24 protein-coding genes are annotated in these 25,497 nt (G+C 62.5%); 10 read left to right on the top strand and 14 right to left on the bottom strand.

What is annotated here, in order from left to right; genetic code table 11:
• Positions 1-5: 5 nt before the first annotated feature.
• From DM374_RS10685 to DM374_RS10720, 8 genes are all read right to left on the bottom strand, one after another.
• Positions 6-902 carry a peptidoglycan DD-metalloendopeptidase family protein gene (locus DM374_RS10685; RefSeq protein ID WP_110969798.1) on the bottom strand — a complete coding sequence of 299 codons (897 nt, stop codon included), beginning with the start codon at positions 900-902 and terminating at the stop codon, positions 6-8.
• A gap of 177 nt (positions 903-1,079) precedes the next feature.
• On the bottom strand, positions 1,080-1,982 hold the full coding sequence (locus tag DM374_RS10690; protein ID WP_110969799.1) for a response regulator: 903 nt from the start codon (positions 1,980-1,982) through the stop codon (positions 1,080-1,082).
• Between the two features lie 163 nt (positions 1,983-2,145).
• Positions 2,146-2,901 (bottom strand): phosphate signaling complex protein PhoU, encoded by a 756-nt coding sequence (gene phoU, locus DM374_RS10695; protein WP_095158927.1) that lies wholly within the window; start codon positions 2,899-2,901, stop codon positions 2,146-2,148.
• A 122-nt stretch (positions 2,902-3,023) separates the two neighbouring features.
• Entirely contained in the window at positions 3,024-3,857 is an 834-nt protein-coding gene (pstB, locus tag DM374_RS10700; protein ID WP_095158926.1) for a phosphate ABC transporter ATP-binding protein PstB, read from the bottom strand.
• An 85-nt stretch (positions 3,858-3,942) separates the two neighbouring features.
• Complete coding sequence (pstA, locus tag DM374_RS10705; RefSeq protein ID WP_110969800.1) at positions 3,943-5,613, bottom strand: phosphate ABC transporter permease PstA; 1,671 nt, start codon at positions 5,611-5,613, stop codon at positions 3,943-3,945.
• 17 nt (positions 5,614-5,630) lie between these two features.
• Positions 5,631-7,919 carry an ABC transporter permease subunit gene (locus DM374_RS10710; protein ID WP_110969801.1) on the bottom strand — a complete coding sequence of 763 codons (2,289 nt, stop codon included), beginning with the start codon at positions 7,917-7,919 and terminating at the stop codon, positions 5,631-5,633.
• A gap of 138 nt (positions 7,920-8,057) precedes the next feature.
• On the bottom strand, positions 8,058-9,056 hold the full coding sequence (locus DM374_RS10715; protein WP_095158923.1) for a phosphate ABC transporter substrate-binding protein PstS: 999 nt from the start codon (positions 9,054-9,056) through the stop codon (positions 8,058-8,060).
• Positions 9,057-9,218: 162 nt separating this feature from the next.
• The gene (locus DM374_RS10720) at positions 9,219-10,508 is read right to left on the bottom strand and encodes an MFS transporter (protein ID WP_110969802.1); all 1,290 of its coding nucleotides are present in this window, start codon (positions 10,506-10,508) and stop codon (positions 9,219-9,221) included.
• 364 nt (positions 10,509-10,872) lie between these two features.
• Between DM374_RS10720 and DM374_RS10725 the strand changes: the two genes are divergently transcribed.
• Complete coding sequence (locus DM374_RS10725; protein WP_009402429.1) at positions 10,873-11,274, top strand: acyl-CoA thioesterase; 402 nt, start codon at positions 10,873-10,875, stop codon at positions 11,272-11,274.
• Positions 11,275-11,345: 71 nt separating this feature from the next.
• Positions 11,346-12,242, top strand: a complete 897-nt coding sequence (locus DM374_RS10730) for a D-hexose-6-phosphate mutarotase (protein ID WP_110969803.1) — start codon at positions 11,346-11,348, stop codon at positions 12,240-12,242.
• Positions 12,243-12,261: 19 nt separating this feature from the next.
• Here the strand turns inward: DM374_RS10730 and DM374_RS10735 are convergent, their stop codons facing one another.
• The 4 genes from DM374_RS10735 to purE form a co-directional block, all read right to left on the bottom strand.
• Complete coding sequence (locus tag DM374_RS10735; protein ID WP_225422475.1) at positions 12,262-12,795, bottom strand: DUF3299 domain-containing protein; 534 nt, start codon at positions 12,793-12,795, stop codon at positions 12,262-12,264.
• 51 nt (positions 12,796-12,846) lie between these two features.
• Positions 12,847-13,092: a GlsB/YeaQ/YmgE family stress response membrane protein gene (locus DM374_RS10740; RefSeq protein WP_110969805.1), complete on the bottom strand. Its 246-nt coding sequence runs from the start codon at positions 13,090-13,092 to the stop codon at positions 12,847-12,849.
• 90 nt (positions 13,093-13,182) lie between these two features.
• Positions 13,183-14,265 carry a 5-(carboxyamino)imidazole ribonucleotide synthase gene (locus DM374_RS10745; protein ID WP_110969806.1) on the bottom strand — a complete coding sequence of 361 codons (1,083 nt, stop codon included), beginning with the start codon at positions 14,263-14,265 and terminating at the stop codon, positions 13,183-13,185.
• Positions 14,266-14,275: 10 nt separating this feature from the next.
• Positions 14,276-14,767, bottom strand: coding sequence for a 5-(carboxyamino)imidazole ribonucleotide mutase (purE, locus tag DM374_RS10750; RefSeq protein ID WP_065758113.1), 492 nt, complete (start codon positions 14,765-14,767; stop codon positions 14,276-14,278).
• 255 nt (positions 14,768-15,022) lie between these two features.
• Between purE and DM374_RS10755 the strand changes: the two genes are divergently transcribed.
• Positions 15,023-15,664, top strand: a complete 642-nt coding sequence (locus DM374_RS10755) for a zinc metalloprotease (RefSeq protein ID WP_110969807.1) — start codon at positions 15,023-15,025, stop codon at positions 15,662-15,664.
• A gap of 7 nt (positions 15,665-15,671) precedes the next feature.
• On the opposite strand, the gene DM374_RS10760 is transcribed toward DM374_RS10755, so the two are convergent.
• Positions 15,672-16,580, bottom strand: a complete 909-nt coding sequence (locus DM374_RS10760) for a LysR substrate-binding domain-containing protein (protein ID WP_110969808.1) — start codon at positions 16,578-16,580, stop codon at positions 15,672-15,674.
• A 180-nt stretch (positions 16,581-16,760) separates the two neighbouring features.
• Between DM374_RS10760 and aspA the strand changes: the two genes are divergently transcribed.
• The 5 genes from aspA (at position 16,761) to DM374_RS10785 (ending at position 22,711) form a co-directional block, all read left to right on the top strand.
• Complete coding sequence (gene aspA, locus DM374_RS10765) at positions 16,761-18,185, top strand: aspartate ammonia-lyase (RefSeq protein WP_095158915.1); 1,425 nt, start codon at positions 16,761-16,763, stop codon at positions 18,183-18,185.
• A gap of 189 nt (positions 18,186-18,374) precedes the next feature.
• A complete protein-coding gene (locus DM374_RS10770) occupies positions 18,375-19,370 on the top strand; it encodes an asparaginase (protein ID WP_110969809.1) in 996 nt (331 codons plus the stop codon).
• A 51-nt stretch (positions 19,371-19,421) separates the two neighbouring features.
• A complete protein-coding gene (locus DM374_RS10775) occupies positions 19,422-20,414 on the top strand; it encodes an AraC family transcriptional regulator (RefSeq protein ID WP_110969810.1) in 993 nt (330 codons plus the stop codon).
• 150 nt (positions 20,415-20,564) lie between these two features.
• A complete protein-coding gene (locus DM374_RS10780; protein WP_110969811.1) occupies positions 20,565-21,611 on the top strand; it encodes a histone deacetylase family protein in 1,047 nt (348 codons plus the stop codon).
• The gene (locus DM374_RS10785) at positions 21,608-22,711 is read left to right on the top strand and encodes a polyamine ABC transporter substrate-binding protein (protein WP_110969812.1); all 1,104 of its coding nucleotides are present in this window, start codon (positions 21,608-21,610) and stop codon (positions 22,709-22,711) included. Before DM374_RS10780 ends, DM374_RS10785 begins: the two co-directional genes overlap by 4 nt.
• A 68-nt stretch (positions 22,712-22,779) precedes the next feature.
• On the opposite strand, the gene pdxR is transcribed toward DM374_RS10785, so the two are convergent.
• Positions 22,780-24,309: a MocR-like pyridoxine biosynthesis transcription factor PdxR gene (gene pdxR / locus DM374_RS10790; protein ID WP_110969813.1), complete on the bottom strand. Its 1,530-nt coding sequence runs from the start codon at positions 24,307-24,309 to the stop codon at positions 22,780-22,782.
• Positions 24,310-24,400: 91 nt separating this feature from the next.
• On the opposite strand from pdxR, the gene DM374_RS10795 reads away from it, so the two are divergent.
• Together DM374_RS10795 and DM374_RS10800 are read left to right on the top strand one after the other, a co-directional pair.
• On the top strand, positions 24,401-25,030 hold the full coding sequence (locus DM374_RS10795; RefSeq protein ID WP_110969814.1) for an FMN-binding negative transcriptional regulator: 630 nt from the start codon (positions 24,401-24,403) through the stop codon (positions 25,028-25,030).
• Between the two features lie 13 nt (positions 25,031-25,043).
• Entirely contained in the window at positions 25,044-25,490 is a 447-nt protein-coding gene (locus DM374_RS10800; RefSeq protein ID WP_110969815.1) for a GNAT family N-acetyltransferase, read from the top strand.
• Positions 25,491-25,497 lie beyond the last annotated feature (7 nt).

The raw sequence follows: 25,497 nt of genomic DNA on the forward strand, positions 1-25,497 counted from the left end.
CACCTTCACGGGTTGCCGGCGGTGAAGTTCGGCAATCCACCCACGGGCTGGTTGAACTGGTAGGGAATCGACTCCACCGCCAGCCCGACATTGCGCTGCACCACGAAATGCAGGTGCGGCGCGGTGCTCCTGCCGGTATTCCCCGACCGCGCCAGCGGCGTGCCATACGCCACCTGCTGCCCTTCCCTGACCACCACCGAACCCCGCATCAAGTGCAGGTACACGCCCATGGTGCCGTCGCTGTGCAGGATCCTCACGAAATTGCCGGACGGCTGGGTGCCACGCCCGCTCTGCCGGTTCTCCACCTTGACCACCACCCCAGGACGTGCGGCGATAATCGGCGTGCCCTCGGGCATGGCGATGTCCATGGCGTAGCGGCCTTTGGGCCCGAAATGGCTGAAGCGGCCGTTAGGGCCCTGGGTCAGGCGAAACGGCCCGCCACGCCAAGGTAAGGGGTAGCGATAGGCCTGCGGCCGCTGCACGGGGTCGCCGAGGGCCGTACGAAATTTCTCTCGGTAAGTCACCGGTTTGCCCGGTTGCAAGGCGCTAACGCTGGTCAGCGCTACCGTGGCCCGTGGCGGCACCACCCGGCGCACTACCCGCGGCCCAACGTCCCTCGCATTGCCCAGACGCTCCAGGCGCAACTCGACTTCGACGGGCGCGAACAACTCGTTGTACACGGAGAAATGCACACCGCCGGCATGCGGGGTGGCTTGAAGGTGCACCTGACTGTCCAGTTGCTCGACCATCTGGTCCCGAAAGATGAACGGCCGCGCGCCAGGCAGGGGCCGATCAGAGTAGGAAACAACACCGTAAGGGTCGGTGCTTTTGTAGATGGTCATGGCCAGAGCCGGCCCGGCGGATAGCAGCAAGGCGCAGAACAGCAGCAGGCGGGATGACATGACTAATGGCCTTCTGACAGTTGTGCTTTGTCGAAGCCTAGCAGCCGGTTTTTGTCTCAGAAGGCGAGGACTGTTTCAGGAAGGTTCAAGCCGATCAGCGGTGGCAATTTGCCGCCAGACGGCGCGTCGGCGAGCCACTGGGCAGCTTCGCTCGACGCAGGTCGGTGTGAACGGTGATCAGGCGCCCGGAATGTATTGCTTCTGGGCCGTACCGCGGGCAATCAGGCGGGACAGGTAGTCGAGCTTCTGCGCATCCTGGTCAACGAAGCGGAAGATCAACTGCAGCCAGTCGCTATCAGGCTTTGGCTCAAGCGCCGCGACCGAATGCAGGTAGCCGTTGAGCCGGGCGATCTCCGAGGTTTCACCTTGCTCCAGGTCCAGCACGGCGCCTTCCAGCACTTGCGGCAGGGCATCGCTGCGACGCACCACCAACGAGGCTTCCTTGAGGGTCAGGGCTTTGATGATGCAGGGCTGATTGCCGCTGGACAGGCGCAACTGGCCTTGGCCACGTCCGGCCGGCACTGCAGGCTTGGCCGGCTCAGGCGCGGGAGCGCTGACCTGTGGCTGGGCGGCTGGCGCCGCGACCGGTGCACTGGCCTTGGCCTGCTCAGGCTTGCCGCTGGTCAGGGCCGACAGCGAGTCATTGGCAAAACCGCTGGAGGAGCGAGCATTACCGCCGGCCATGCTGGCCTCGAGCTTGCCAACCCTGGCCAGGGCCTTTTTCACTTTGGTCAGCAACTGCTCGTTGGTGAACGGCTTGCCGACATAGTCGGAAACGCCGGCCTGAATGGCCTGGACCACGTTTTCCTTGTCGCCGCGGCTGGTCACCATGATGAACGGCAGCGTCTTCATCGAGTCCTGCTGGCGGCACCAGGTCAGGAGTTCGAGGCCGGACATCTCCGGCATTTCCCAGTCGCACAGAATCAGGTCGAACACCTCCCGGGCCATCAGGGTCTGGGCTTTGCGCCCGTTGACCGCATCTTCAATGACCATGCCCGGAAAATAGTTGCGCAGGCATTTCTTCACCAGATCGCGGATAAACGGCGCGTCATCCACCACCAAAACACTGACTTTACTCATCGCCACTCCTTCCTGATCCCGACTAGCATAACGTTGACTGATGGCCATTGGCCAAAACTTCGGTCACGCCGGGACATAACGCATTCGTTCGCGGGTGCCTTCTATTGCGCTGCCGCAAACGAAAACGCCCGGCCGGAGCCAGGCGTTAGTTCTCGGGGCAGTCTTATTTATCGTCAGATTCGCCCGAAACATTAGCTTTTTCAGTGCCCTGAACTTCTTCTCTCATGCGCGCCAGGCCCAGGTGCCGGACATCGGTGCCGCGCACCAGGTAAATCACCAGCTCGGAGATGTTGCGCGCGTGGTCGCCGATACGCTCCAGCGACCGCAGGGCCCAGATCACGCTCAACACCCGCGAGATGGAGCGCGGGTCTTCCATCATGTAGGTGACCAGTTCGCGCAGCGCGGTCTTGTATTCGCGGTCGATGGTCTTGTCGTATTGAGCAACCGACAGGGCCAGCTCGGCGTCGAAGCGGGCGAAGGCGTCAAGTGCATCGCGGACCATGTTGCGCACCTGGTCGCCGATGTGGCGAACCTCGACATAACCGCGCGGCGACTCACCTTCCTCGCAGAGCTGGATGGCGCGGCGGGCGATCTTGGTCGACTCGTCGCCGATGCGCTCCAGGTCGATCACCGACTTGGAAATGCTGATGATCAGGCGCAGGTCCGACGCGGCCGGCTGGCGACGGGCGAGAATGCGCACGCATTCTTCGTCGATGTTGCGTTCCATCTGGTTGATTTGCTCGTCAACCTCGCGCACCTGCTGGGCCAGGCCGGAGTCGGCCTCGATCAGCGCGGTGACCGCGTCGTTGACCTGCTTCTCGACCAGGCCGCCCATGGCCAGGAGGTGGCTGCGCACCTCTTCGAGCTCGGCGTTGAACTGCTGGGAGATGTGATGGGTGAGGCTGTCTTTGTCGATCATGCTTTCGCTCCGCGAATAAGCTGCCAGCTTCAAGCCGCAAGCTTCAAGTCGTTCGTGTAATCCCTGAGTTCACCTTGTTGCCGCTTGTGGCTCGCAGCGTGAAGCTGTCGCGCCCCGCGCGACTAGCCGTAGCGACCGGTGATGTAATCTTCGGTCTGCTTCTTCGCCGGGTTGGTGAACAGGGTATCGGTATCACCGAATTCGACCAGTTTGCCCATGTACATGAACGCGGTGTAGTCCGAAACCCGGGCCGCCTGCTGCATGTTGTGGGTCACGATGACGATGGTGTACTTGGACTTCAGCTCGTAGATCAGCTCTTCGACCTTCAAGGTGGAGATCGGGTCCAGTGCCGAGCAAGGCTCGTCGAGCAGCAGGACTTCCGGTTCCACGGCGATGGTACGGGCGATCACCAGACGCTGCTGCTGACCACCGGACAGGCCGAGGGCCGAGTCGTGCAGGCGGTCTTTCACTTCTTCCCACAGGGCCGCGCCTTTCAGCGCCCATTCGACGGCTTCGTCGAGCACGCGCTTCTTATTGATGCCCTGGATGCGCAGGCCGTAGACCACGTTTTCATAGATGGTCTTGGGGAACGGGTTCGGCTTCTGGAACACCATGCCGACGCGACGGCGCAGCTCGGCGACGTCTTCGCCCTTGCGGTAGATGTTGTTGCCGTAGAGGTTGATCGCGCCCTCGACGCGGCAGCCGTCGACCAGATCGTTCATCCGGTTGAAGGTCCGCAGCAGGGTGGATTTACCGCAGCCGGACGGGCCGATGAAGGCGGTCACGCGCTGTTTGGGGATGTTCATGCTGACGTCGAACAGGGCTTGTTTCTCGCCGTAGAACAGGCTCAGGCCGGGCACTTCGATGGCCACGGTTTCTTCCGCCAGACGCAGGCTCTGTTTGTCGCGACCCAAGGCCGACATATCGATGCCGTGGGTGTGGGGTTCATGCTGCATGGTCAGACTCCATACGCTATCAATTTCGTTTCATCGAACCGCCCGGCACACGGCGCGGGCGGCACTTGCAAAAAGACGGTGACGATCAGTGATCCAGCGCTTTGTACTTCTCGCGCAGGTGGTTACGGATCCAGACCGCCGACAGGTTCAGCGTGGCAATGACCAGCACCAGCAGCAGCGCGGTGGCGTACACCAGCGGACGTGCGGCTTCGACGTTCGGGCTCTGGAAGCCGACGTCATAGATGTGGAAGCCCAGGTGCATGATCTTCTGGTCCAGGTGCAGGTACGGGTAGTTGCCGTCCACCGGCAGCGACGGCGCCAGTTTCACCACACCCACCAGCATCAGCGGCGCCACTTCACCGGCGGCACGGGCCACCGCGAGGATCATGCCGGTCATCATCGCCGGGCTGGCCATTGGCAGAACGATCTTCCACAGCGTCTCGGCCTTGGTTGCGCCGAGGGCCAGCGAGCCTTCACGCACGGTACGCGGGATCCGCGCCAGACCTTCTTCGGTGGCAACGATCACTACCGGTACCGCCAGCAGTGCCAGGGTCAACGAAGCCCAGAGCAGGCCCGGTGTACCCAGGGTTGGCGCCGGCAGCGATTCGGGGAAGAACAGCCGGTCAAGCGAGCCACCCAGCACGTAGACGAAGAAGCCCAGGCCGAACACGCCGTAGACGATCGCCGGAACACCGGCCAGGTTGTTAACCGCGATGCGAATCAGCCGGGTCACCGGCCCCTGACGAGCATATTCACGCAGGTAGACCGCTGCCAGCACGCCGAATGGCGTCACGATCACAGCCATGATCAGGGTCATCATCACCGTACCGAAAATGGCCGGGAAGATACCGCCTTCAGTGTTGGCTTCACGCGGGTCGTCGCTGAGGAATTCCCAGACCTTGGCGAAGTACACGCCCAGCTTGGTGAACAAGCCCATGCCGTTCGGCTGGTAGGCGTGCACCACCTTGCTCAGGTTGATCTCGACTTCACGACCATTGCCGTCACGCGCTACCAGGCTGTCGCGAGCGAAATCCTGGTGCAGGGTGCCCAGACGCTCTTCGATGGCCTTGTAACGGTTGTTCAGTTCGGCACGCTCAGACTCGATGTCAGCCTGGGCAGCGGCGTCCAGCTTGCCTTCCAGCTCCAGCTTGCGGCTGTGCAGGCGCAGGCGCTCAAGACCGTGGTTGATGGCACCGATGTCTTTCTTCTCAAGGCTTTGCAGGTCGCGGGCCAGCTTCTCCGAACGGGCCAGACGGTTCTGCAGTTCGGTCCAGGCAGCCTGCCCTTCGCCGACCACCTTGCCGTTTTCCTTGACGCTGACCAGGTAGCCGTAGAAGTTGCCCCACTCGCGGCGTTCCAGGGCGATCATCTCGGCGGGACGCTGTTCGTCGGTCAGCCACTCACCCACAACCCAGGTGAAGTCGCTGCCGTTGAGGTCACGGTTACCGACCTTGATCAGTTCGCGGGTCATGAATTCCGGGCCGACGTCAGGTACCGGCAAGCCGGCACCTTTCAGACGGGCGCGTGGTACTTCTTCCTTCTGTACCACTTCGCCCACCACCACGTGCGCGGGCTGGCCCGGCACGGTGTAGGTGGCCTGGATCAGGTCGGCGGGCCAGAAATGGCCCAGACCACGTACAGCGATGACCGAGAGCAGACCGATGGTCATGATGACCGCGATGGCCACCGAGCCACCGCTTATCCAGACACCGGGGGCGCCGCTCTTGAACCAGCTTTTGAGGGAATCCTTTTTCACGGATCTCTACCTTCCTATCAAAGCGACGAGTATTTCTTGCGCAGACGCTGGCGAATCAGCTCGGCCAAGGTGTTCATCACGAACGTGAACATCAGCAGCACCAGTGCGGCAAGGAACAGGACGCGGTAGTGGCTGCCGCCAACTTCCGATTCGGGCATTTCCACGGCGACGTTGGCTGCCAGGGTGCGCATACCTTCGAACAGGTTCAGCTCCATGACCGGGGTGTTGCCGGTGGCCATCAGCACGATCATGGTTTCACCCACCGCACGGCCCATACCGATCATCAGTGCCGAGAAGATCCCCGGGCTGGCGGTCAGGATGACTACGCGGGTCAGGGTCTGCCATGGCGTGGCGCCCAATGCCAGCGAACCCAGGGTCAGGCTGCGCGGCACGCTGAAAACGGCGTCCTCGGCGATCGAGTAGATGTTCGGGATAACCGCGAAGCCCATGGCGATACCCACTACCAGGGCGTTGCGCTGGTCGTAGGTGATGCCCAGGTCGTTGGTGATCCACAGGCGCATGTCACCACCGAAGAACCAGGTCTCCAGGAACGGACTCATGTACAGGGCGAACCAGCCGGTGAAGAGGATCACCGGGATCAGGATGGCAGCTTCCCAGCCGTCCGGTACTCGCAGGCGGATCGACTCGGGCAGGCGGCTCCAGGAGAAGCCTGCGACCAGAATACCCAGCGGCAGCAGCATCAGCAGACTGAACACGCCCGGCAAGTGGCCTTCAAGGTACGGCGCGAGGAACAGACCGGCGAAGAAGCCGAGAATCACCGTCGGCATCGCCTCCATCAGTTCGATCACCGGCTTGACCTTGCGGCGCATGCCCGGTGCCATGAAGTAGGCGGTGTAGATCGCTGCGGCGATGGCCAGCGGTGCAGCCAGGATCATCGCGTAGAACGCGGCCTTGAGCGTACCGAAGGTCAGCGGCGAGAGGCTCAGCTTGGGTTCGAAGTCGGTGTTCGAGGCGGTCGACTGCCAGACATACTTCGGCTCGTCATAGTTCTCGTACCAGACCTTGCTCCACAGCGCGCTCCAGGAAACTTCCGGGTGCGGGTTCTTCAAGGTCAGCGGCAGCAACTTGCCACCTTCTTCGATGAACACGCGGTTGGCCCGCGGCGACAATGCCAGCACGCCAGCGCCTTCAGCGGCCGGCTCCACCAGCAGGGTGCGGTGCGCGGTGCTGTGGAACACGCCGAGCTTGCCGTTGGCGTCCAGGGCGATGAAGCCCTTGCGGCGCTCTTCGGCATCAATCTGCACGATCGGCGCGTTGTCCATCTTGAAGTCGCGGATGCGCTTGAAACGCTGCTCGCCGTCCGGATCGCGCGCCATGAACCACTGGCTCAGGCCACCTTTGGAGTCACCGAGAATCAGCGAGATACCACCGACCAACTGGGTGCTGGCGGTGATTTCGGCAGTGCCGTCTTCGAGCAGCTTGTAGCGACCGTTGAGGCTCTTTTCACGCAGGCTGAACACGTCGGCCTGAGCACGACCATTAAGGACGTAGAGCCACTGCTGGCGTGGATCGATGAAGATCGCCTTCACCGGCTCGGTCATCTGCGGCAGCTCGATACGGCTCTGCTCGCTGGTGACTTCGCCCGTCATCATGTTTTCTGTGCGGCTGAGCGACAGCACCTGCAGGTGAGCGCCCGCGGAACCGGCCAGCAACAGCGTGTCACCGTTGTGGTTCAGGCTCACGTGCTCAACGGCACGGCCCTGGTCGTCCAACGCGACAGGCTCCTGGCCATACGGGAAGTCGATGGCAGGGGTGATGGTTTTCTTGTTGTCAGGGTAGGTGATCTTGTAGCTGTGGCTGAAGACCATCACCTGACCATTGGACAGGCCCAGCACGATCAGCGGGCTGCCCGGCTGGTCGGAACCGATCGAGGTCACCTGGACGCCTGCCGGCAGTGGCAGGTCGACGCGTTTGAGCTCGGCACCGGTCTTGGTGTCGAAGAACAACGCCTGGCCCTTGTCGGAGACTCGCATCCCCACCAGGTTCTGTTCTTCCAGGGCGATCATCAGCGGTTTGCCGGCATCCTGTTGCAGCCAGGTCGGCTCCAGCGCTTTCTTGCTGGTCAGCGTCGCGCCTTGGAACAGCGGCACGACCACGTAGGCCAGATAGAAGAAAATCAGCGTGATTGCCGCCAGCACGGCAAGCCCGCCCACCAGGACATACCAGCGGGTCAGGCGATCCTTGAAGGCGCGCAGGCGACGTTTGCGTTGCAGCTCGGGCGTATTGAAATCAATCCGCACGGGGGGAGAATTTTGGGTCATGGTGGAGTTGGCCAGATCATTCATGCGCACACCCTAGCGGTCCCGTATGACAAAAACATTACAGTGCAGTGACGCAAAAAAGCCCGCCGCGCAGAGGTCCTGGCAGCGGACTGACAATTTGCGGCAGGGTTCGGCATCCTCCGAACCCTGCCTGAGTCACACTCAGTTCTTCGCGACGCCCGCGGTCTGGCTCAGACCGAGGTCAGCCAGAGCTTTCTCAGCCACTTTGGCTGGCAGCGGGATGTAGCCGTCTTTCACCACGACCTGCTGGCCTGCCTGGGACAGAACCAGTTTCACGAACTCGGCTTCCAGCGGGGCCAGAGGCTTGTTCGGGGCCTTGTTGACGTAGACGTAGAGGAAACGCGACAGCGGGTAGGTGCCGTTCAGGGCGTTGGCTTCGTTGTCTTCAACGAACTCGCCGCCTTCTTTCTTGGCCAGAGCTACGGTCTTGACGCTAGCGGTCTTGTAACCGATGCCCGAGTAGCCGATGCCGTTCAGCGAGGAGCTGATCGACTGAACCACCGAAGCGGAACCTGGTTGTTCGTTCACGTTTGGCTTGAAGTCGCCTTTGCACAGGGCTTCTTCTTTGAAGTAGCCGTAGGTGCCGGATACCGAGTTACGGCCGAACAGTTGAACTGGCTTGTTGGCCAGGTCGCCGGTCACGCCCAGGTCGCCCCAGGTTTTGACGTCGGCTTTGCCGCCGCACAGACGGGTCGACGAGAAGATCGCGTCAACCTGAGCCATGGTCAGGCCTTTGATCGGGTTGTCCTTGTGGACGAACACAGCCAGGGCGTCAACGGCAACCGGGATAGCAGTAGGCTTGTAGCCGTACTTCTGCTCGAACGCCTGCAGCTCGACGTCCTTCATCTTGCGGCTCATCGGGCCCAGGTTGGCGGTGCCTTCGGTCAGCGCGGGTGGCGCGGTGGAGGAGCCGGCGGCCTGAATCTGAATGTTGACGTTCGGGTACTCTTTTTTGTACGCCTCGGCCCACAGTGTCATGAGGTTGGCCAGGGTATCGGAACCAACGCTGGAGAGGTTGCCCGACACACCGGTGGTCTTGGTGTAGGTCGGAATAGCTGGGTCAACAGCGGCAACCGCATTGGCGGTGGCTACGCCAGCGGCGACAAAGGTCAGGGCCGCCATCAAACGCTTCAGTTTCATGCCTTGCTCCTAGCAGGAATTCGGGGGTGAGATGGATCGGGCCCAAGTATCAGCAGGCCGTGTGACTACTCTATGAATCGATTGTGACAATTAGATGAAAGGCCATCACCCAATCGGGTGACGGCCTTTTCAGAATGTTGCGAAGGGCGAGCTAGAGGGGGTTCAGCGTTTGGTCGCCAGCAAATAAACACCGACCAACAGACCAATGGTGCAGATCCCGGCGACATAAAGGGCCGGGGCCATGGGGCTGAACTTGAGCAGCGCGGTCACGGCCATAGGGGTCAGGCCGCCGAAGATGGCGTAGGCAACGTTGTAGGAGAACGACAGGCCGCTGAAACGCACTACAGGCGGGAAAGCGCGAACCATGACATAAGGCACCGCACCGACGATGCCCACACACAGACCAGTCAGGGCGTACATCGGGAACAGCAGATCCTTGTGGTCCGCGAGCGTGTGATAGAAGGTCCACGAGGTGACCAGCAGGGCCAGGCTGCCCGCCACGAAGACGCGGCCGGCGCCAAAGCGGTCGACCAGCTTGCCGGCGCCGACACAGCCGAGGGTCAGGAAGACGATCGCCAGGCTGTTGGCCTGCAAGGCCACGGTCGGGGTGAAGCCGTAGACGGTCTGCAGGATGGTCGGGGTCATCAGGATCACGACGATGATGCCGGCCGACAGCAGCCAGGTCAGCAACATCGACAGGACGATGGCACCACGGTGGTCACGCAGCACCGCGCGCAGCGGCACTTCTTCAGCCAGCGCCTTGCGCTGCTGCAGTTCGGCAAATACCGGGGTTTCGTGCAGCCAGCGGCGAAGGTACACCGAGAACAGACCGAACACGCCGCCCAGCAGGAACGGGATCCGCCAGGCGTAATCGGCCACTTCCGTCGGGGTGTAGACGGTATTGATGAGCGTGGCGACCAGCGAGCCGAGCAAAATGCCCGCAGTCAGGCCGGCGGTCAGCGTACCGCAGGCGAAACCGGTATTGCGCGCCGGCACGTGCTCGGAGACGAACACCCAGGCGCCGGGGACTTCACCGCCAATGGCCGCGCCCTGGATGACGCGCATCAGCAGCAGCAACATGGGCGCCGCCATGCCGATCTGCGCGTAGGTCGGCAGCAGGCCCATGATCAGGGTCGGCACCGCCATCAGGAAGATGCTCAGGGTGAACATCTTCTTGCGTCCGAGCAGGTCGCCGAAGTGAGCCATGACGATGCCGCCCAGCGGCCGCGCCAGATAGCCTGCGGCGAAGATGCCGAAGGTCTGCATCAGGCGCAGCCATTCGGGCATGTCCGCGGGGAAGAACAACTTGCCGACCACCGTGGCGAAGAACACGAAGATGATGAAGTCGTAGAATTCCAGCGCACCGCCCAGGGCGGAAAGCGACAGGGTTTTGTAGTCACTGCGGGTCAGCGGCCGGGCGGGCTGCTCGATACTGGAGGGCACGGAGGTCATTGAGGCTTCTCTTATTGGCGAATCAGACCTGATGGCACGGTTGTTACAGGCCTGAAATGAACTCCGCACGATAACAAATTGTCCGAAAGCGACACAGATCTACATATTCCCCGCAGATAATGGTGACCGCATGGTCGTCGGTGCCTGCGAGGCTCTATATACTGGCCCCTCGTAGAAACAGGTTGCGTCCAAGGTGGGATATTGTGCGAAAACGCTGCCAAGTAAGCTTGGTCGGTTTCGCAGAGTTTCCCTTTCGCCGCCCTTCGAAGCGTAAGCAGCGTGGTATGAGTCTGCTGAATCGTTTTTCGCGGCGTCCGATACTGCGTCAACCAACGAAGCGACACGGGTCAGAGGCACCCCCGGCATGATTGAACTCGAACAAGAAGATCCCATCCCGCAAGGCGACCTGGCCTTGCAGATCACCGCGCTTCCGCGGGAAACCAACGGTTTCGGCGATATTTTCGGCGGCTGGCTGGTAGCCCAGATGGACCTGGCCGGCACGGCCATGGCCAGCCGCGTTGCCGGTGGCCGCGTCGCGACCGTCGCCATCGACCGCATGGCGTTCCTGGTGCCGGTTGCCGTTGGCGCGCAATTGTCCTTCTATACCCAGACCCTGGAAATCGGCCGTAGCTCGATCCAGATGATGGTCGAGGTGTGGAGCGACGATCCGCTGTCCAGCGAATGGCGCAAGGTCACCGAGGCGGTCTTCGTGTTCGTCGCCATCGACGGCAGCGGCCGCACCCGCTCGGTCCCACCTCGTCGCTGACCCGGGCGCGCGGTAAACTCGTCGATCTGTGAAAGGTCAAAGACCTTACGGCACTTCAACGAGATCAGCGCATGTCCACACCCAAGGTCGAATCGGAACAACACGGCGAACTCAACTGCTGGCGCATCACCAGTGACAGCGCCGAGCTGCTTGTGGCCCAGCAGGGCGCGCAGGTGTTGAGTTATCAGCGCCTGGGCGAACCACCCTTGCTGTGGCTGAGCGACCAGGCCCTGTTCAAGCACGGCAAATCGGTCCGCGCGGGCGTGCCGGTGTGCTGGCCGTGGTTCGGTAACCTGCAGCGTAACCCCGAAGCAGTCCGCAAGCAGTTCAAGGGCAGCGAAGCACCCGCCCACGGCCTGGCGCGCGGGCGCGACTGGCAATTGCTTGGCATCGACAGCAGCGGTGACAGCGTGCAACTGGAGTTCACCCTGCCGGAAAGCCAGGGCGACCTGCCCGACTGGCCCCACCAGGTCGAACTCAAGCTGTCCATCGTGATGGGCGAGCAACTGAGCCTGAACCTCACCAGCACCAATCTGGGCAAAGGCCACGTCACCCTGAGCCAGGCGCTGCACAGCTACTTCGCCGTCAGCGATGTGCGTTCGGTCCAAGTGGAAGGCGTGACGGGTCTGAACTACATCGAGACCCTGGCCGACTGGGAGCAACGCACCCAGCCAGCGGACCTGACCTTCAGCGGCGAGACAGACCGCATCTACCTCAACACCCCGTCGCTTTTGAGCATCGTTGATCCGACGTGGAACCGGCGCATCCGCCTGAGCTGCTCCGGCTCGCGCTCGGCGGTGATCTGGAACCCGTGGACCGAACGCGCTGCGGAGCTCGCGGACATGGCCGACGACGGCTGGCAGCGCATGCTCTGCATCGAGACTGCGAACGTCTGGGACGACCTGGTAGAACTGGCGCCCGGCGCCAGCCACACCCTCGGCCTGAGCATCGCCAGCGAAGCGCTCTGACAGCCTGCGGACCTGTGTCTTACAGGTCCGCGTCTTCCACCACGCGTACCTTGCCGGCCTCCATGGCGTAGGCGGCATCGGCCATGTCATTGCTGACCTTCTCGACTTTCAGGGTGCCGCTGACCCACAGCGGCGTGTAGATATCGTCCAGCTTCACACCCTTGGGATAGCGCACCAGCACCAATTGGTTGGGCGGTGGCGGCGGCACATGGATGCAAGCGCCCGGATACGGAACGAGGAAGAACAGGGTACTGTTGCCCTTGGCATCGGACTCCAGCGGCACCGGGTAACCACCCAACCGGATCGACTTGCCGTTCATCGCCGCAACGGTTTTGGTCGAGTACATCACCGCGGGCAAGCCCTTGCTCTGCTTCATGCCGCCCTTGTCGGTGAAGGTGCCTTGGGCTTCAGGTGAGTTGTGGTCGATTTCTGGCATCTCTTCCAGCGCTTTCTGATCCGACTTGGGCATCAGCTCCAACCAGTCGGTTTCAGGCAGTTCGGCCCGGGCGAGAGTGCTGCACAGCAGCAGCGGAATGAGGAATAACGCACGCATGAAAAATGCTCGGCAACCGTCGGAAAAGTTGCCGAGCATTCTATCCCGCCATCAGCTTTTTTTGATGAATCCGTAGATCACCAGAAGAATGATCGCGCCCACCAGCGCACCGAGGAACCCGGCTGCCTGGCCCGCCTGGTAAATCCCCAGGGCCTGGCCACCGTAGGTCGCGGCCAACGAGCCGCCGATACCGAGGAGGATGGTCATGATCCAGCCCATGCTGTCGTCGCCGGGCTTGAGAAAGCGCGCCAGCAAGCCAACGATGAGGCCGATGAAGATGGTTCCGATGATTCCCATGGCATTCCCTCTGATGTGAGTGCACTGCCAAAGCCTAGTCAGCGCTTTGGCGTCCTGCCATCAGAGGGGTGCGGAACGCAGAGGTTCAGTTCAACCCGCGATCAGAGCTTCAACTTGCTGGATCTTCTGCTCCAGGCTGGCCATGTCGGCGCAGCGCAGGGTGGCGTGGCCAACCTTGCGTCCGACCTTGAAGGCCTTGCCGTAGTGGTGCAGGTGGCAGTCGTCGATCGCGACCACTTTATCCACAGGCGGAACTTCGCCGATGAAGTTGAGCATGGCGCTTTCACCGACCTTGCGGGTCGGCCCCAGCGGCAGGCCGGCAACGGCGCGCAGATGGTTCTCGAACTGGCTGCACTCGGCGCCTTCGATGGTCCAGTGCCCGGAGTTGTGGACCCGCGGCGCGATTTCGTTGGCTTTCAGGCCGCCATCGACTTCAAAGAATTCGAAGGCCAGAACGCCGACGTAATCAAGCTGCTCAAGCACACGGCTGGCATAGTCTTCGGCGAGGGACTGCAGCGGGTGATCGCTGCTGGCTACCGACAGGCGCAGAATGCCGCTTTCGTGGGTGTTGTGGACCAGCGGGTAGAAGCGGGTTTCGCCATCCCGTGCACGCACGGCAACCAGCGAGACTTCACCGGTGAACGGCACGAAACCTTCCAGCAGGCACGGCACACTGCCCAGCTCGGCGAACGTGCCAATCACGTCGGCCGGGGTGCGCAGCACTTTCTGACCCTTGCCGTCGTAACCCAGGGTGCGGGTTTTCAACACGGCTGGCAGACCGATGCTGGCCACGGCGTTTTCCAGGTCGGCTTGCGACTGGATATCGGCGAAGGCCGGGGTCGGGATGCCCAGGTCTTTGAACATGCTCTTCTCGAACCAGCGGTCGCGAGCGATGCGCAGGGCTTCGGCGCTCGGGTAGACCGGCACGAACTGCGACAGGAACGCCACGGTCTCGGCCGGAACGCTTTCGAATTCGAAGGTCACCAGATCGACTTCATCGGCCAGTTGGCGCAGATGATCCTGGTCGCCATAGTCGGCACGCAGGTGCTCGCCCAATGGCGCGGCGCAGGCGTCTGGCGCCGGGTCGAGGAAGGCGAAGTTCATGCCCAGCGGGGTGCCCGCCAGAGCCAGCATGCGGCCGAGCTGGCCGCCACCGATTACACCGATTTTCATGCGTGTGACCTCAGGCCTGGCGTGGATCTGGGTTGTCCAGAACGCTGTCTGTCTGTTCTGCGCGGAACTGCTTGAGCACGGCGTGGAACTGCGGGTGCTTGGCCCCCAGAATGCTCGCCGAGAGCAGTGCTGCGTTGATCGCGCCAGCCTTGCCGATTGCCAGGGTCGCCACCGGAATGCCGGCGGGCATCTGAACGATCGACAGCAGCGAATCGACACCCGACAGCATCGACGACTGCACCGGAACGCCCAGCACGGGCAGGTGAGTCTTGGCGGCGCACATGCCTGGCAAGTGGGCAGCGCCACCCGCTCCGGCGATGATCACCTCGATGCCGCGGCCTTCGGCCTCTTCAGCGTACTGGAACAGCAGGTCCGGAGTGCGGTGGGCGGACACCACCTTCACTTCGTAGGGAATGCCGAGTTTTTCCAGCATATCGGCGGTGTGGCTAAGGGTGGACCAATCGGACTTGGAGCCCATGATCACGCCAACCAGTGCACTCATCGTCGAGCCTCTCCTGTAAGCGTCTTCCGACGCACCAAAAGCAACGAGCCACGCGGGAAGACCGGCGTGGCTCGTCATACGGATTCTGAATCGACCGACTGGTCGAAGGCGCGGGATTATAGCGCAATGAGGAGCAAAGCGCCCAGCCCCGTCGCGATGTGCGGCCATTGCCACGCTGCTGGGCTTCCAGATGCTTTGGCTCCGGGGCTTGGCGGTACGGTGGAGTCACCGCACACCGACGTCAAGGATGACACCATGAACAACTCGCTGTTTCCCGCCTTGCCACTGGCTCTAAGCCTGACGCTCAGCGCACCGCCCGTCAGTGCCGACGCCGCTCCGACGCTGACCATCTGGGTTTTTCCCCACGACGAACTGTCTGAACTTTCAGACGAACAGTTACAAAAAAACTACTTCGATGCCTGGGTGGACGAAATGAGCCAGATCACCAGCTTGCCGGTTGCCCTGCGTTTCAAGCGGCGTATTCCCGGCCTCACCGATATGGCTTACCAGGGGCTGACGTCCTCCACCGCGCTATCGGTCTGGACCGACGCGGCCTGGACCTGGCGGCGTCAACAGAACAGCCCGGGTGGAGCCATCGACAACAAGTACCTGCTACTGACCCGCGATGAACTGGAACTCCAGGGCAAAGACAGCATTTCTGGCGTGGCCTACCAAACGGGTCATTCGGCGATTGCCTCGCTGAATTCGTTTGCCACTGTGGGACATGAACTGGGCCATACGCTGAGCGCTACCCATGAGCAGTCCCACGTCAATTTCAATGGCTGGTTCTGCGAGACCTATATGTTCCCCCAGCCATTTGGCCTTCGCTCCAACTGTTATCGCTACTCCGATGAAAATCGGCAGAGCATCGCCAATTACCTGAAACGGCTGCAGTGATGACGGTTCAGGGCTGCTCTTGCGTCCCGGACTCAAGTTTGCGCCAGAGCAGTCGCACATTGGCCTTGCGCACCAGCGCACAGCGATACAGGCGTATCTCCAGTGGCACATGCCACTGGGGACCGCCACAAATCACCAGCTCACCACGCTCCAGTTCCGCCCGCGCCGACAGGCTCGGCACCCAGGCAATGCCCAGGCCTTCCAGGGCCATGCCCTTGAGGCTGTCGGCCATCGCGGTTTCATAGATAGTGGTAAAGCGCAGGTTGCGCTGGCGCAGCAGCAGGTTCACCGAGCGACCAAGAAAAGCCCCGGCGCTATACGCCAGCAGCGGCACACTGGCCTCGCCTTCGAGATCGAACAGCGGTTTGCCGTCCGGGCCCGCCGCACACACCGGGAGCATCTCGGTGTTGCCCAGGTGCAGCGACGGGAAAATTTCCGCATCCATCTGCAAGGCCGCATCCGGGTCGTAGAACGCCAGCATCAGATCGCACCCGCCCTCGCGCAAGGCGTGTACTGCATCGCCGACGTTGGTCGCCACCAGGCGGGTCGCTATGTTCAGGCCGTCGTTGCGCAACTGGGCGATCCAGCGCGGGAAGAATCCAAGCGCAAGTGAGTGAGCCGCGGACACCTGGATGACCTCACCCTGCCCGCCTTCAAGGTGATGCAAATGGCGGAGAACTTCGCTCAACTGGTCGACAACGGTACGGGCAGTGACGAGAAACAACTGCCCGGCGGCCGTCAGCTCGATCGGCGTGCGCGAACGGTTGACCAAGGTCAGGCCCAGCGCCGCCTCCAGGCTGCGGATGCGGCGACTGAACGCCGGCTGCGTGACGAAGCGGCGCTCGGCGGCCTGGGAAAAACTGCGGGTGGCGGCCAGGGCACTGAAATCTTCCAGCCACTTGCTTTCAACGTTCATCAAAACTCTCCAAACCGCGCACCAAAATGGTACACGCTCGAACCAGGAAGAACGTCACATCAGACGTTATGCCGTTTGTGCATAGGTTAGCGTGCAACAGCATTGGCCGCAAAACAGCTTCCGCTCCTACGATTAGCGCCATTCCGGCATGTGCCGGGTTAATTCGAGATGATATCCATCATGTCCGCTGCTGCATCGTTCCGCGTCGAGAAAGACCTGCTTGGTACCCTGGAAGTCCCTGCTGATGCCTACTACGGCATCCAGACCCTTCGCGCTGCCAACAACTTCCACCTCTCCGGTGTTCCGCTGTCGCACTACCCGAAGCTGGTCGTGGGCCTGGCCATGGTCAAGCAAGCCGCAGCCGACGCCAACCGTGAGCTGGGTCATCTGAGCGATGCCAAACATGCCGCCATCAGCGAGGCCTGCGCCCGCCTGATCCGAGGCGACTACCACGAGCAGTTCATCGTGGACATGATTCAAGGCGGTGCTGGTACTTCCACCAACATGAACGCCAACGAAGTCATCGCCAACATCGCACTGGAGGCCATGGGCCACCAGAAGGGCGAGTACAAGTACCTGCACCCGAACAACGACGTGAACATGGCGCAGTCGACCAACGACGCCTATCCGACCGCGATCCGCCTGGGTCTGCTGCTGGGTCACGACGCGCTGCTGGCCAGCCTCGACAGCCTGATCCAGGCGTTCGCTGCCAAGGGTCAAGAATTCAGCCACGTACTGAAGATGGGGCGTACCCAACTACAGGACGCGGTGCCGATGACCCTGGGCCAGGAATTCCGTGCCTTCGCCACCACCCTGACCGAAGACCTGAACCGCCTGCGCACCCTGGCACCAGAAGTGCTGACCGAAGTGAACCTGGGTGGTACCGCCATCGGTACCGGCATCAACGCCGACCCGGGCTACCAGGCCCTGGCCGTTCAGCGCCTGGCAACCATCAGCGGCCAGCCGCTGGTACCGGCCGCCGACCTGATCGAAGCCACCTCGGACATGGGCGCCTTCGTCCTGTTCTCCGGCATGCTCAAGCGCACCGCGGTCAAGCTGTCGAAGATCTGCAACGACCTGCGCCTGCTGTCCAGCGGCCCACGCACCGGCATCAACGAGATCAACCTGCCGGCTCGCCAGCCAGGCAGCTCGATCATGCCAGGCAAGGTCAACCCGGTTATCCCGGAAGCCGTCAACCAGGTTGCCTTCGCCATCATGGGCAACGACCTGGCCCTGACCATCGCTGCCGAAGGCGGTCAACTGCAACTGAACGTGATGGAGCCGCTGATCGCCTACAAGATCTTCGACTCGATCCGCCTGCTGCAGCGCGCCATGGACATGCTGCGTGAGCACTGCATCGTCGGCATCACCGCCAACGAACAGCGCTGCCGTGAACTGGTCGAACACTCGATCGGCCTGGTCACCGCCCTGAACCCTTACATCGGCTACGAAAACGCCACCCGTATCGCCCGCATCGCCCTGGAAAGTGGCCGCGGCGTGCTGGAACTGGTGCGCGAAGAAGGCCTGCTGGACGAAGCGATGCTCAACGACATCCTGCGTCCGGAAAACATGATTGCTCCGCGTCTGGTTCCGCTGAAGGCGTAACCCGCGCAACAAACCGTCTCACCAGGTCGAGGGACTAGACACCTCTCACCTTTTGAGGGCCCAGGGCTAAACCCCGGGCCCTTTTTTTTATTCTGACGAAAGCCCCCTCCCTTCAATCCGCCTGACAGCTCTCCACCGGATGTCGTACTGTTCCCCGCCACGAACAAGACCGACCATGGAGAATGGCGCATGACTTCGGCGTCCGCACGACCCGCCCGCAGCATCATGGTGCTGTATACCGGTGGCACCATCGGCATGCAGACCGGTGCCCACGGCCTGACCCCCGCCTCCGGCTTCGAGCAGCGCATGCGCGCGCAACTGAGCGGATCGGGTCGCCTCGCACCCTGGCGTTTCCGCGAAATGACGCCGCTGATCGACAGCGCCAACATGACCCCGCAGTACTGGCTGCGACTGCGCACGGCGATCATCGAAGCGATCGACTCTGGCTCCGATGCGGTGCTGATCCTGCATGGCACCGACACCCTGGCCTACAGCGCCGCGGCAATGAGCTTTCAACTGCTCGGGCTGGATGCCCCCGTGCTGTTCACCGGCTCCATGCTGCCGGCGGGCGTAGACGACAGCGATGCCTGGGAAAACCTCACCGGCGCGCTGCAAGCCCTGACTGATGGCCAGGCGCCCGGCGTACAGCTCTATTTCCACGGTGAACTGCTGGCACCAAGCCGCACCGCCAAGGTCCGCAGCTCTGGCCGGCACCCCTTCGTCATGCTCAAACGCAACAGTACCGCGACTTCATCGCCACCCCTGCTCGCCGCCCTGGATTATCGCCAGCCGAAACAGGTAGCGAATGTCGTCGTCCTGCCGCTGGTGCCGGGCTTTTCTGCGCAGGTGCTGAGGGCGGTGATCAACACCGGCGCCCGCGGGGTGATCCTCGAATGCTTCGGCAGCGGCACCGGACCGGGCGACAACCCGGACTTTCTTGCCGCCCTCGACGAGGCCCGCGCCAGCGGCGTGGTGGTGGTCGCGGTCAGCCAGTGCCATGAAGGCGGGGTCGAGCTGGATATCTACGAAGCCGGCAGCAAATTGCGCCAAGCTGGCGTGTTGTCTGGCGGCGGCATGACCCGCGAAACAGCGTTCGGCAAGCTGCAGTTGCTGCTCGGTGCCGGGCTGCCGTTGGACGAAGTGCGCCGTCTGGTGGAAGTGGATTTGGCCGGCGAGCTGCGTTGAAGGCACACAATTTGCTCGCTCACCGATCAGCCCAATAGCCGGACACAGCGCATGCTGCATTCACACCTGACCACCCTGAACGCGGTTTCCCTGGTGCTCCAGGCCTTCCAGAGCCAGGGCCTGGACGACGATTCGCTGCTCAAGGGCAGCGGCATCAGCCCGGCGGACCTGGGGCGCGCCGACCCGCGCATCACCACCCGCCAGGAGATGCAGGTGTGCGCCAATGCGGTGGCCCGGCGCCGTGAGATCGGCCTGGAACTGGGCCGGCGGATGCATATTTCGTCCTACGGCATGCTCGGCTATGCCCTGCTCTCCAGTGCCACCTTAGGTGACGCGTTACGTCTGGCGCTGCGTTATCCCGCGCTTCTGGGAACACTTTTCCAGCTGCGCCTGATCGAGGACGGCGAGCGTATCTGGTTCAGCGCCAGCGGCTACCGCGAAGAACCACAACTGGCCGCCTTCAACGCCGAGTTCTGCCTGACCTCGCTGAAAGTTATCTGCGATGACCTGCTGGGCCAGCCGCTGCCCCTGCTCGGTGCGCGCTTCGCCCACCCGACGCCGGATTACCATCCGCTCTACAGCAACCCCTTCACCTGCCCGCTGCGCTTCGAGGCCGAGGATAACGCGTTCGCCTTCGACCGCCGCTGGCTGGAACATCCCCTGCCGCTGGCCGACCAAGTAACCCACCGGGCCATGAGCGAACGATGCCGCCAGTTGAATCTGGAATTCACCGGCCGCCAGGCCTGGCTCGGGCGCATCCGTGAACTGCTGGCCCGGCAACTGGACGCCGCCCCCGGCCTGGAAGGATTGGCGCGGCAGATGAACTGCTCATCGCGAACCTTGCGCCGGCACTTGAGTGAAATGGGCAGCAGCTACCAACAATTGCTGGACGAACTACGCTTCGAGCGGGCCAAGCAATTGCTGGGCGAGGGGAAAATACCGATCTACCGGATCGCCGAGGAACTGGGCTTCAGCGAGACCGCCAGCTTCCGCCACGCGTTCATGCGCTGGAGCGGCGTGGCCCCGAGCCATTTCAAGACCTGAGCTCATAGCGTCAAGACGTGCACCATCCAGGGGCCAAATCCGGACACTCGTCGTGGCCATATCGATCCCCTTTTGGCCGTTTGCGCCGTTCTGCTTCACCGGGCTGCCATCAACAATGGACCGATACGCCAGTGACCGGAGAACAACAACATGCTGACGATCTATTCCGATGACCACCGCCTGCACCACGGCCGCTGCGAGCTGATCGACGGGCAACTGATGCCCTGCTTCGAAATGCCGTCGCGGGCCGACCACGTACTCGAGCGGGTCAAGACCCGTAACCTCGGGCCCATCAGCGGCCCACGCGATTTTGGCCGCGAACCGTTGCTGCGGGTGCACGACGCCGGCTATCTGAACTTCTTCGAAGGGGCCTGGGCCCGCTGGGCCGAACTGAACCGCGACGGCGACCTGCTGCCATTCACCTGGCCGGCGCGCACCTTGCGCCGGGTCAAACCGACCAGCCTGCTGGGCGAACTGGGCTACTACAGCTTCGACGCCGGCGCGCCGATCACTGCCGGCACCTGGCAAGCAGCCTACAGCGCCGCGCAAGTGGCGCTCACCGCCCAGGCGGCGGTGCAAGCCGGCGCCCACAGTGCCTTCGCGCTTTGCCGTCCGCCAGGACACCACGCCGCCAGCGATGTCATGGGCGGCTATTGCTACCTGAACAACGCAGCCATCGCTGCTCAGGCCTTCCTCGACCAAGGTCACAGCAAAGTGGCGATCCTCGATGTCGACTACCACCACGGCAACGGCACCCAGGAAATTTTCTACGACCGTAGCGACGTGTTCTTCGCCTCGATCCACGGCGACCCGCAGGCCGAATTCCCGTTCTTCCTCGGTTATGCCGACGAACACGGTGAAGGCGACGGCCTGGGCTACAACGTCAATTACCCGCTGCCCGCCGGCAGCGACTGGGCCACCTGGAACAACGCGCTCGAGCAGGCCTGTCAGCGCATCGAAGCCTACGCGCCGGACGTGCTGGTGATTTCCCTCGGCGTGGACACCTTCAAGGACGACCCGATCTCCCAGTTCAAGCTCGACAGCCCTGATTACCTGCAGATGGGCGAGCGCATCGCCCGCCTTGGCAAGCCGACCCTGTTCGTCATGGAAGGCGGCTATGCGGTGGAAGAAATCGGCATCAACGCCGTGAACGTTCTCGAAGGTTTCGAACGCGCCCAACAGGAAGCCCAAGCATGACTCGATTAAAACGACTGCTCGCCCCCCTGCTCTGTACCACCCTGCTCGCCGGCAGCCTCCAGGCTGTCGCCGAACAGCGCACCCTGCGGGTCTACAACTGGTTCGACTACATCACCCCGCAAACCCTGACGGACTTCCAGAAGGATGCCCAGGTCAAGCTGATCTACGACATCTTCGACACCAACGAGGCGCTGGAAGCCAAGTTGCTGACCGGCAACTCTGGCTACGACGTGGTGGTGCCTTCCAACGTGTTCCTGGCCAAGCAGATCGAGGCCGGCGTGTTCCAGCCGCTGGACCGCAGCAAGCTGCCGAACTGGCAGCATCTGGACCCGGCGCTGATGAAGCTGATCGAGGCCAACGACCCCGGCAACAAGTTTGCCGTGCCCTACATGTACGGCACCGTGCTGATCGGCTTCAACCCGGCCAAGATCAAGGCCGCGCTGGGTGAAAATGCGCCGGTGGACAGTTGGGACCTGATCTTCAAGGAAGAGAACATCTCCAAGCTCAAGCAGTGCGGTGTGGCGCTGCTCGATTCGCCGTCGGAAATCATGCCGCTGGCCCTGCAATACCTGGGCTTGCCGCCCAACAGCAGCAAACCGGCGGACTACAAGAAAGCCGAAGAGTTGATGCTGAAGATTCGTCCTTACATCACCTATTTCCATTCGTCCAAGTACATGGCCGACATCGCCAACGGCGATATCTGCGTGGCCGTGGGCTACTCCGGCAGCTTCTCCCAGGCCGCCAACCGCGCCATCGAAGCGAAAAACGGCGTAGTGGTCGACATGCGCGTGCCGAAGGAAGGCGCGCCAATCTGGTTCGACATGCTGGCCATCCCCAAAGGCGCAGCCAACCCGGAAGATGCCCACACCTTCATCAACTACCTCCTGCAACCGAAGGTGATTGCGCCGATCAGCGATTTCGTCGGCTATCCGAACCCGAACAAGGACGCTACCGAACTGGTCGCCCCGGCGATCCGCAACAACCCGAACCTGTACCCGACGGCGGAGGCGATGACCAAGCTGTATACCTTGCAGCCGCTGGGCCGTGACGCGGAGCGGGCACGGACGCGGGCCTGGACCAAGATCAAAGCGGGGACCTGAGCGTAATCATCGCGAGCAAGCTCGCTCCTACACAGATCTTGTAGGAGCGAGCTTGCTCGCGATGCGTTTCACCCCTTCCAGACCTTCCGCAATTTCCCCAACGCCTGCGCAATCCCCGCCTCTCCGACGGCCGCAAACCCCAACACCAGCCCCGCACCCTTATCCACAGACGCGGGCGTCTCCGGCAGCCAGTAATCACTCAGCGGATTTATCTCCACACCCACCTCAAGCGCCCGTTCCACCAGCCACTGCTCCCGCTCGAAGTTATCCACAGCCACTTTGACGTGCAGCCCCGCCACCATTTCCGGCAACTCGCCCACGCCGGGAATATCCACCGGCCAACCGGCCTGCAAGGCATTGCGTCGACTCAGCGCCGCCCGCCGCATACGCCGGATATGCCGTTGGAAATGCCCTTGAGCCATGAACTGCGCCATCACCGTCTGCGTGCCGACTTCCGAATGCCGCACCATCAACGCCCGACACCGGGAAAACGGCTCCACCAATTGCCGCGGTAGCACCAGATAGCCCAGACGCAGGGCCGGGAAAGCCACCTTGCTGAAGGTGCCGACGTACAACACCCGCCCACTGCGATCGAGCGCCGCCAGCGGTGCCAGTGGCGCACCGCTGTAACGGTATTCACCGTCGTAGTCATCCTCGACGATCCAACGCTCGTTGCGCTCGGCCCAGGCCAGCAGTTCCAGGCGCCGGGCCAGGCTCATCACCACGCCGGTGGGGTACTGGTGTGAAGGCGTGACATAGGCCAGGCGGCAATCACTCAAGGCGGCCAATGCGTTGCAGTCGAGCCCTTCGTTATCCACAGCCACGCCGTGCATCGTCGCGCCGGTCAGGGCGAAGGCACAGGCGGCGGCGCGATAGCCCGGGTTTTCCACAGCGACCCCCGCCCCAGGCTCCAACAGCAACTGTGCACAAAGGCTGATTGCCTGCTGTGCGCCGGTGGTGATCACAATTTGTTCAGGCGTGCAGGAAAGTCCCCTCGATCGACGCAAATAAGCGGCAATCAGTTCGCGAAGCATCGGTTCACCTGCCGGATCGCCGTAGCCGAGGCTGTCCGCATCCGGATTTCGCCAGAAACCCGCCTGCAACTTGGCCCAGACCTCGAACGGAAACAGGTCGAAGGCCGGTACGCCGACCCGGAAAGCCCGTGGCGGACCGCTTCGTGGCGTGGGCAAATGGTGATTTTCCAGGCGAAAAAGCGCGTCCGTGTGGATAACTTTACTGGACGAATCAACAGTATTTTCGGGCGAAATTGTGGATAAGGCTGTTGATAAACCCCGGGATAACCTTGTGGATACTTTTGTGGACAACTTTGGCAGGTGGCTGACATAAGTCCCGTCGCCCACCCGACTTTCGATGAAGCCCTCGGCATACAACTGGTCGTAGGCGCGCACCACGCTGTTTCGCGACAAACCGAGGATCGCGGCCATGTCGCGGCTGGCCGGGAGCCGGGCGCCGCTGCCCAGGCGTCCATCGAGCACGCGCGCACGCAATGCCTGGTAAAGCTGCCGGCTGAGGCCCTGGCGGCGGTCAAGAACGATCCCGGTGGGATCGAACGGCAAGGAAACGGAAGGCTCTACCATATTATTGGACCCAGGAAATTAGCCTGAAATGGCTCTTACACTAGACCAATAGCCTGCCTAGGATGAGTCCATTCGCCAAGGAAACTTTGCCATGTTCTCACCCAGCGCTTTCAAAGACGTCGACCTGCAACGCCAGCTCCAGCACATCGAGAACACCCGCCTGGCGGTGCTGATCACCCAGGGCGAGCAGGGCCTGCAAGCCAGCCATGTACCGCTGCTGCTGAATCCCGATGAAGGCCCCAATGGCACGCTCTACGGGCACCTGGCTCGGGGCAACCGGCAATGGCAGGAACTGGAGCGCGGTGCCGAGGTGCTGGTGGTGTTTCCTGGGACCGATGCTTATGTCAGCCCGGGCTTCTACCCGAGCAAGGCCGAGGACCCGCGGACCGTCCCGACCTGGAACTACACAGCGGTGCACGCCTGGGGCACGCCCCGCGTCTACCATGAAGCCGAACCGCTGCTGGATATCGTCCGGCGCCTGAGCGACCGCCATGAGCAGGGCCGCAAGCGTCCCTGGTCGGTGGACGACGCCCCGGCCGATTATCTGCAGGGCATGCTCAAGGCCATCGTCGGTTTCGCCGTGCCCATCGAGCGCCTGCAGAGCAACCGCAAGCTCAGCCAGAACCGTTCACCCCTCGACCACGACGGCGTGCGCGACGGCCTGACCGCCAGCCCCGACCCACTGGACAACCAACTCGCTGCGCTGATGCAGCAACCTTGAAGGAACGTGCCACATGTCTACCGTTCAGATCCGTCCGGTTACCGCCGCCGATCACGCCGCCTGGCTGCCACTGTGGCAGGCCTACCTGCATTTCTATGAAACCCGCCTGCCCGACGACGTCAGCCAGGTGACCTGGCAGCGCCTGCTCGACCCGGCCGAAACCACCAACTCGGCGCTGGCCTGGGTCGATGGCAAGGCCGTGGGCATGGTCAACTGGATCTACCACCGCTCCAACTGGTCTGTGGAAAACTCCTGCTACCTGCAGGACCTCTACGTTGACGGCAGCCAGCGCGGCAAGGGCGTCGGCCGCGAGCTCATCGAGCACGTCTACGCCGTCGCCCGCGAAGCTGGCTGCGCCAAGGTGCATTGGCTGACCCACGAAACCAACGCTACGGCCATTTCCCTGTACGAGCAGGTCGCCGAGCGTCCGGGCTTCATCCAGTTCCGCAAGCCGCTGTAAGACGGAG

Origin of the sequence: Pseudomonas huaxiensis, assembly GCF_003231275.1 — a bacterium.
GTDB lineage: Bacteria > Pseudomonadota > Gammaproteobacteria > Pseudomonadales > Pseudomonadaceae > Aquipseudomonas > Aquipseudomonas huaxiensis.